The 1,526-nt window shown below is 37.5% G+C and carries 2 protein-coding genes; one reads left to right on the top strand and one right to left on the bottom strand.

Features of this window, described 5'->3' with window-relative positions:
* Window positions 1-37: 37 nt before the first annotated feature.
* Entirely contained in the window at window positions 38-325 is a 288-nt protein-coding gene (locus FWJ59_RS09585) for a hypothetical protein (protein ID WP_414481700.1), read from the bottom strand.
* 711 nt (window positions 326-1,036) lie between these two features.
* Here FWJ59_RS09585 and FWJ59_RS09580 point away from each other — a divergent pair.
* On the top strand, window positions 1,037-1,526 hold a 490-nt coding region (locus FWJ59_RS09580; RefSeq protein WP_414481699.1), incomplete at its 3' end, for a class I SAM-dependent methyltransferase.

Here is a 1,526-nt window from a genome sequence, read left to right as displayed (position 1 = left end):
CAAATTCAACAGTTTCATCAATTCTCGTAACCAAATCTTAACGTCTTTTGATTTTTCTTGCACCACCGATAAGCATTATGAAACTTAGCCCAACTACAAGAATCATGCTGTAATCAAACCTACTTGAAAAGAAGAGGGCAGCAATAACAGCAATTATATTTACCAAACCTATAACGAACATCACAATGCCCATTGGCTTTCCACCATATTTTACATGGGGAGGTATATTACCACCGGTCCAATGGCCGGGGCTATACTTATGCTCATTCCATTCATTTAAATCTTTAAGATAAGCATTACGCCTTGTCAGCTTCTTCCTCTTCATAGGATCTGCTCCCCCCTCTCCCGCTTGGACCGACATAATACGATCCGAACTTCTTGGAATTTGAAAATCGGAATAACTTTAAATTTTATACAGTTAAATTTTGAATCTTCAATAACCGTATTCATTAACACCGAAATGATAAATGCTATAGGTATTGTCAACGTTAAAAATATAATACCATACGACTAAACTTATTCAAAAAAATTTTTCATAATAGCTTTATTATCTAAGACCGAGAATGAGGCATAACAAACCATATGAACAAAATTAAAGCTGCCGTTTAGAACCAAAATGACAGAATAAGGGGAAACAGATATGAAAAGTAAAACTGTGATAAATACTGCAGCAAACTTCAAAGAGCCAATGAAAAATTTATAGAGCAGTATCCTGAAGTATTTTACGAGGATGATAGACACGTTATAGCATTTTTAAAACAGCCTGAAGAGTTTCCCGGTGAAGATATTATCTTTGAAAGATGGACTGATTTTATAATATTTATGAGCTTTATAAGAAGTTTGCAGGGAACTTGCAGGTTGCACTTGACAAATCCAAGCCTAACGTGTAATAATTTTCGAAATAAATGGTAAGTGTGGATAAAAGTAGGATGCTTTAGCTGCATAGGGTACGGAAGCCCTACACGTGGAATAATACCCCATGGAATCGCCTAAAAGGTGATTCTGCTTGGTTTTAATATTTTTAGGGGGTGTTGACATGGGCAATATTGAGCAGTATTACAGCAACTATGACGAATGGGGACGGCTGTTAAGGCATAGGATCGAGTTTGAGATGACAAAAAGAATGCTTGATAGGTTTATACCGGAGGGAGCTTCTGTCCTGGATGTTGGCGGAGGGCCCGGAAGGTATAGCATATACCTCGCACAAAAAGGTCATGATGTTACGCTTGTTGACCTATGTGAAAAACTGGTAGAACAGGCTGCTAAAAACTCAAAAGAAGCAGGAGTGGTATTGAAAGGGTGTATTCAAGGAAACGTTCTTGAATTAAGTAAGTTGCTGCCAGGAAAAAAATATGATGCTGTACTTTGTATGGGACCTATGTATCATTTGCTGGAGGAAAACCAGAGAAAAGAAGCGATAAATCAGTGTATGGGTTTATTAAAGAAGGGTGGAGTCCTTATCGTATCCTTCATATCGGCCTATGCTCCTATCATAGATTGTTTGAAAGCATATCCACAGGATATCA

The organism is Caldicoprobacter sp. (assembly GCF_047459465.1).
Taxonomy (GTDB): Bacteria; Bacillota; Clostridia; order Caldicoprobacterales; family Caldicoprobacteraceae; genus Caldicoprobacter.
This window is presented reverse-complemented; position numbering and strand designations above follow the sequence as displayed.

Coding starts and splice junctions, on each gene's coding strand:
- FWJ59_RS09585 (WP_414481700.1), bottom strand. CDS start 325: ATGAAGAGGAAGAAGCTGACAAGGCGTAATGCTTATCTTAAAGATTTA.